The organism is Persicitalea sp. (assembly GCF_041751555.1).
Classification (GTDB): Bacteria; Bacteroidota; Bacteroidia; order Cytophagales; family Spirosomataceae; genus Persicitalea.
This window is the reverse complement of the sequence record NZ_JBGSXF010000481.1, coordinates 1-6,083: the sequence shown is the minus strand read 5'-3', so window position 1 is coordinate 6,083 and position 6,083 is coordinate 1. Positions and strand designations below refer to the sequence as shown.

The window sequence follows — 6,083 nt, the reverse complement described above, 5'->3', positions numbered from 1 at the left end:
TTTCCTCGATAACATTCCAGTGATGAATGGCGTGGCCGATTACCATGAACCCCAACGCTCCGACCGAGATTTGCACCTGTGAGGCCTGACCGGAGCGACTTAGCATGTCTTCGTTGAAGTACTGGAACTGCGCCAAAGTAGATGCTCGAACTATTTCGTACTCGTCCAGCAAATCGTCCAGAGTTCTTTGGCTGGTAAGCGTATTTTGAGCGTAGCCATTCTCTTCGAAGCCCGGTATCGGCGTCTGATCGTTTCTGGCGAAACGCAGAGCGCGGTAACTCATGATTCGCTCCGTGTCGATGCAATGCTGGATAATGTCTTTAACCGTCCATTTGCCGGGTGCATAGATTTTGTCACCCAGTGCTTCCAACGTTTCCAGATCAGAAAATACTGCCTCTGGCGAATACGTTTCCAGAGCTTCGAGCAGTTCCAGGTCATCAACTAGATTGATGTATCGATCAAAAAATTGGGGTTTGGGATTGATTTCGGTAGGTTTCATAGATTTCAGGTTAGAATGCCGAAATTAGCGTTTTTTCCGGCAAAATACCGGATGAACGCCATCGCATGAGACTTCTGCTTTTTGACACCGTTCTGGACGGACACCACACCGACTACCTTACCCACTTAATTACGTATTGGCAGGCTGAAAAACTACCTGGAAAACTTTTCCTCGTCACGCCGGAGGGTTTGGCTGAGGAACTACCAGCCGAACAAGCCAATAGTTCCAATATCGAGTTTGTTGAAATCACTTCTGAAGAATTGGAAACGGCCAGAAACGGCTCGATTGTGAGTCGTTCCTTTGCGGGTTGGAATCTTTACGTCAAGTACGCTACCCAAATTCGTCCCGACCATGCGCTGTTGATGTACTTCGACCTTTTTCAAATGGGCTTGTGGCTGGGCAAAAAATCGCCTTGCCCCGTTTCCGGAATTTATTTCCGGCCAAATTTTTCCCAAATTGATGGTAGTTCGCTAAAAGAAAACCTGATGGTTTCGGGCAAAAAGCTACTCCTCAATCGCGCGCTGTCTAATCCCGCATTTTCGGTAGTTTTTTGCCTGGATCATTCGGCGATACCTGCTGTTCAAAAAATTGCAAATCGAGTCAAGGTTCGGCCTTTGAGCGACCCCGTCATGCAGTTTGACTTGTCCACCGACCAATTGGAAGGGCAGAGAAAAGCTTTGGGTATTAAGAATTCACGCAAGGTTTTTCTGTTATTCGGGCATCTGGACGACCGAAAAGGCATCGAACCCGTGCTGGATGCGATTGAAATGATGCCGTCGGACAATAGCAGGAAGTTGGCTTTGGTATTGGCTGGCCCCATTGACAGTGAGTTCCGATCTATAATCGAAAGTAGAATCGCCGCTTCGAATGCCGATGCGCAAATCATCTGCCAATTCCAGACCTTTAAAGGCGCAACTATTCAAAGTCTTTTTTCAGTATCGGACTTCGTGCTGACGCTCTACCGAAAACACGTCGGGATGAGCTCGATCGTAGTCAGGGCAGCCTTATCCCAAAAACCGCTGATTTCTTCTGACTTCGGCTATCTGGGAAATTTGGTAGAATCTCAACATCTGGGAGTCACGGTGGATTCAGAATCGCCCTCCGCGATTTGCGAAGCTTTTTGCAAGGCACTACAGGGGGAGATCGTTTTTGATCAAGAAGCTGCTAAAAAACTGGCGGATAAAAATACTGCGCGGGCATTTGCGAAACAGATATTGGAGGGGATTTCCGAGTAAGCCGTGATAGGAACCGACAAGTCCTACCGCTCCACATAATCCAAGTCCTTCGTAAAGGTTTCTTCGATAAACGCCAGCGAGATCAGAGCGATTACCGCCACAGCGATGCCCAGCAACAAACCAGCCTGGATCACGCCCATGGAACCTTTCAACCAAACGAAAAGTGAGGCAAAGGGAATGGTAGCCCCCCGCACGAAGTTGGGGATGGTCGTGGCTACAGTGGCGCGGATGTTGGTTCCAAACAGTTCGGCGGCAATCGTGATAAACAGCGTCCAGTAGCCATTGCAGAAGCCCAGGAAGGCGCAGAGCATATAGAAAGAGAACGCCTGCGAAACGGGTAGCATCAGGTAAAGCGTCATCATTACCACGGAAAGAATAATGAACAGACCGATGACCTTCTTTCGGCTTTTGAGGTACTGACTAAGTAGTCCGCTAAAAATATCTCCAAATACCTGCCCCGTAAAAGCCAGCATTACGGCCTTTCCGGCACTAATGCCTTCGATACCCTTAGCGGCGGCAAATTCGGGAGAAAAAGTAATGAGAATTCCTACTACGAACCAGATTGGCAAGCCGACTACGATGGCCATGATGTACTTTCTGAGTCTTGTCGGATCGGTAAATATGCTGAGAATGTCGCCCCGGTTGACGCCTTTTTCTTTTAGATGCTGGAACATACCCGACTCAAAGACATTGAAGCGGAGAATTAAGAGTGTAAGTCCCAGTCCGCCACCTACGAAGTAGGATACCCGCCACTGGAAAAGATCAGCGACGAAGTAAGCTAAGATTGCGCCCAACACGCCCAGCGTCGCGACCAAGGTGGTACCGTAGCCCCGTATTTCCTTAGGAAGTACCTCGGTCACTAGCGTGATGCCCGCTCCTAGCTCTCCTGCCAGTCCCACGCCCGCAATGAAGCGCAATACGGCATACATTTCCAGACTATTGACAAACCCGTTGGCGATGTTGGCCAGCGAGTACATGATGATCGAGCCGAAAAGTACCGATAACCGCCCTCGTTTGTCGCCCAAAACGCCCCACAGGACGCCCCCAATCAGCAAACCCGCCATCTGCCAGTTAAGGAGCGTGATGCCTTCGGGCAGCAATTGGTCGCCCGATACACCCAGCTCCTGCAAGCTAGGCACCCGCACGACGCTAAACAAGAACAGATCGTACATATCGACCATGTACCCCAATGCCGCTACCAGTACGGGAATACGTAGGAGTTGAGAGAGAACGGAAGGGCTTTCGGTTTGCGAGTTCATTCTTTTTTAATGGAGAGTTGGGAATGGAGAATTGAGAAAGAAAGATAAGATTAACTCTCCACTCTCCACTAAATTAAAGTCGGTCGATCAGCATTCCGCCATCCACATGGATGACTTGTCCGGTCGAATACGGGAAATCACCACGCACGAGCGAAGCGACGGCTTTACCGACGTCGTCGGGCGTTCCCCAGCGGGGTTGCAGGGCCATGCCCCCTTCGAAAAGTTGATCGTATTTGCCTTGTACTTTTGAGGTCATGTCGGTGGCGATCACGCCGGGCCGGACTTCGAATACCGGGATGTCGTATTCGGCCATTTTTACCGCAAAGAGAGACGCGGTCATGGCCAATCCGGCTTTGGAAATACAGTACTCACCCCGGTTTATGGATGCTACGGTCGCCGAGATAGAGGTAACAAAGATGATAGTACCCTGAAAATCGAGGTTCGCTTCCTTTGCTTCCGCCATGCGATTGGCAATAGCTTGTGTCAGGAAAAAGGGTCCTTCGAGATTGGTATCCAGCAAATCGCGAAAACTTTCGGGTGTCGTGTTCAATAAGTCGAGCCGCTGCTTCGGTGCAATGCCCGCATTGTTGACAAGTACATTCAGACCACCCAGTTTTTCGTAGGCTTCCTCCACAATCCTCGCCCGGTCCTCGGCAGAGGCTATACTGCCCTGGCAGTATTCCGCCTTTACCCCCATTTCACGCAGTTCATCGAGCGTGTCCTTCACCAATTCCTCGGAACGCACGCCATTGATGGCAATGTCATACCCCTCCCGCGCTAAACACTGCGCGATGCCCAGCCCTATTCCTCGACTGCCTCCTGTAACCAGAGCTGTTTTCATTTTTTTAAGTTCCAAAGCGACAAAGCGACAAAGCCACAGAGTGCTTGACAGGCGATAACCTGGGTTTAAGTTTTAAAATTGGTTTTCGTTCCTGACCACTCCTTTTGCTAAAAAACTTTGTCGCTATGCGGCTCTGAAACTTTGTCGCTTCCTCTTCAAAGCTCCTCTATGTCCACCCAACACCGCTTTTCCCAACTTTCGATACCTTTTTCGGCTAGTTGTACGCCTTTGGCACCTTCTTTCAGATCCCAGGGGAAGGGCGTGTCTTTCACGATATGTTTCAGGAAAAGCTCCCATTGCGCTTTGAAAGCGTTGTCGAACAACTCTTGCTCAGGTACATCCTGCCAGCCCGCGAAGAAGTCGATGGGCTGCGCAATGTCCGGATTCCAGACGGGCTTGGGCGTGTTTCCGTAATGCTGCGTGACGCACTCGCGTAGTCCGGCTACCGCCGAGCCCTTGGTGCCGTCCACGTGCAGCGTGAGCAAGTCATCGCGGCGGACGCGGGTAGTCCAAGAAGAGTTGAATTGAGCGATTACTCCGCCTTCCAACTCGAACGTAGCGTAGCAAGCGTCGTCGGCAGTGGCTTTATAGGGCTTGCCCTGCTCGTCGATACGCTCTTCTATGTGCGTTGCACCCAGGCAGGAAACGGCTTTCACTTTACCGAAAAGATGGTCCAGTACGTAGCGCCAGTGGCAGAGCATATCGACGATTATACCGCCGTCGTCTTCCTTACGGTAGTTCCAGGAAGGCCGCTGCGCCGGAACGCTGTGGCCCTCGAACACCCAATAGCCGAACTCGCCGCGAACTGAAAGTATTTCGCCGAAGAAATCGTTTTCCATCAGGCGTTTCAGCTTCAACATGCCGGGCAACCACAACTTGTCCTGAACAACGCCGTTTTTCAGGCCTGCTTTGGTGCAAATTTCGTACAGTTCCAGCGCCTCTTCGGTGGAAGTACCCGTAGGTTTTTCGCAGTAAATATTTTTCCCGGCTTTGATGGCTTTCTTCACCGCCGCCGCCCGCCGGCCAGTCACCTGGGAGTCGAAATAAATTTGGTAGTGCGGATCATTAATTACCGAATCCAGATCAGTAGTATATTTCTCAACACCCGAACGCTCGCACAAATCCTTCAATTTGGCCTCGTTCCGACCGACCAGAATTGGGTCGGGCATGATGACCTCGTCGGCGGAAAGTTTCACTCCGCCCTGCTCGCGAATCGCCTTAATCGACCGCAAAAGGTGCTGATTGGTACCCATGCGCCCCGTGACGCCGTTCATTATTATTCCGATGGTATGTGTCTTCATTCAATGGATAGTTGATAATGCTAATTATTTGATAACCAATAGGAAGTTAATTTGACAGCTATTATTTTATACCTTCTCCTCAAACGCCTTCACAATTTTTCCCAAAAACTCCTGCTGGTCTTGTTGCCAGTAGATATTGGAAAAAATTTCGACTTCTACGTATCCGTCGAAGCCCGTGGCGTCCACCCAGCGGCTAATTTTCTTAATGTCGATGCAGCCTTCGCCCATCAGACCGCGATCGTTGAGCATATCGCCCGTGTTCACCTTCCAGTCGCAGACGTGGTAGGCCATTAAGTGGTCATTCTTTCCACAACGTATTATTTCGGCTTCCAGATTGGGTTCCCACCAGACGTGATATACGTCAACGGCTACGCCCACGAAAGGTGAACCGATAGCCTCCGATATATCATTGGCCTGCGCCAATGAGTTGATCGCTGATCGATCGGCGGCATACATCGGGTGCAACGGCTCAATGGCCAGCTTAACGTTCATTTGCTCAGCAAAGGGTAGTACCGCTTCGATTCCCGACTGTATTTGCGCCCGAGAAGCTTCCAGGGTTTGGTCAGGCGATGCTCCGCAGACGAGGACGATTAATGGCGCCCCCAACGCGGCGGCTTCTTCGACTAGTTTCTTGTTATGCTCAATGGCTTTGGCGCGTTCTTCTGCGCTGGTGTGCGGAAAAAATCCACCCCGAACGTAAGAGACTACATCAAGCCCGTTTTTGCGGATCAATTCCCCAGCCTGCGCGTGGGTCATGCCTTCTACGGCATTTTGCCAAACGCTTATACCCTTCACGCCCGCAGCGGCGTAACGCTCCACTGACTCGGCCAGCGACCAGGGTTTGGTAGTGATAGTATGTACGCAGCAGCGGTCCAGGTTCATAATATGTGATTATTTATCTGCTTTTACCGCTCCCAAGTAAGCATAGTACGGCTCATCCTTAATGAT

Annotated in this window: 6 protein-coding genes; 1 reads left to right on the top strand and 5 read right to left on the bottom strand. The window is 50.6% G+C overall.

Going from position 1 to position 6,083, the window contains the following annotated elements:
- A partial coding sequence (locus ACEW8P_RS16960; protein WP_373514261.1) for a DinB family protein occupies positions 1 to 499 on the bottom strand: 499 nt, incomplete at its 3' end.
- A gap of 65 nt (positions 500 to 564) precedes the next feature.
- On the opposite strand from ACEW8P_RS16960, the gene ACEW8P_RS16955 reads away from it, so the two are divergent.
- Positions 565 to 1,734, top strand: coding sequence for a glycosyltransferase (locus ACEW8P_RS16955; protein WP_373514260.1), 1,170 nt, complete (start codon positions 565 to 567; stop codon positions 1,732 to 1,734).
- A gap of 23 nt (positions 1,735 to 1,757) precedes the next feature.
- On the opposite strand, the gene ACEW8P_RS16950 is transcribed toward ACEW8P_RS16955, so the two are convergent.
- The 4 genes from ACEW8P_RS16950 to ACEW8P_RS16935 all read right to left on the bottom strand — a co-directional run bounded on the left by ACEW8P_RS16950 (position 1,758) and on the right by ACEW8P_RS16935 (position 6,017).
- On the bottom strand, positions 1,758 to 2,993 hold the full coding sequence (locus ACEW8P_RS16950; RefSeq protein WP_373514259.1) for an MFS transporter: 1,236 nt from the start codon (positions 2,991 to 2,993) through the stop codon (positions 1,758 to 1,760).
- Positions 2,994 to 3,066: 73 nt separating this feature from the next.
- Positions 3,067 to 3,834 carry a 3-ketoacyl-ACP reductase gene (locus ACEW8P_RS16945; protein WP_373514258.1) on the bottom strand — a complete coding sequence of 256 codons (768 nt, stop codon included), beginning with the start codon at positions 3,832 to 3,834 and terminating at the stop codon, positions 3,067 to 3,069.
- Between the two features lie 155 nt (positions 3,835 to 3,989).
- Positions 3,990 to 5,135: a Gfo/Idh/MocA family protein gene (locus ACEW8P_RS16940; protein WP_373514257.1), complete on the bottom strand. Its 1,146-nt coding sequence runs from the start codon at positions 5,133 to 5,135 to the stop codon at positions 3,990 to 3,992.
- A gap of 66 nt (positions 5,136 to 5,201) precedes the next feature.
- On the bottom strand, positions 5,202 to 6,017 hold the full coding sequence (locus ACEW8P_RS16935; RefSeq protein ID WP_373514256.1) for a sugar phosphate isomerase/epimerase family protein: 816 nt from the start codon (positions 6,015 to 6,017) through the stop codon (positions 5,202 to 5,204).
- Positions 6,018 to 6,083 lie beyond the last annotated feature (66 nt).

Bases quoted from the DNA above. Each gene is read 5' to 3' on its own strand.
- ACEW8P_RS16955 (WP_373514260.1), top strand. From the start codon at position 565: ATGAGACTTCTGCTTTTTGACACCGTTCTGGACGGACACCACACCGAC.
- ACEW8P_RS16950 (WP_373514259.1), bottom strand. From the start codon at position 2,993: ATGAACTCGCAAACCGAAAGCCCTTCCGTTCTCTCTCAACTCCTACGT.
- ACEW8P_RS16945 (WP_373514258.1), bottom strand. From the start codon at position 3,834: ATGAAAACAGCTCTGGTTACAGGAGGCAGTCGAGGAATAGGGCTGGGC.
- ACEW8P_RS16940 (WP_373514257.1), bottom strand. From the start codon at position 5,135: ATGAAGACACATACCATCGGAATAATAATGAACGGCGTCACGGGGCGC.
- ACEW8P_RS16935 (WP_373514256.1), bottom strand. From the start codon at position 6,017: ATGAACCTGGACCGCTGCTGCGTACATACTATCACTACCAAACCCTGG.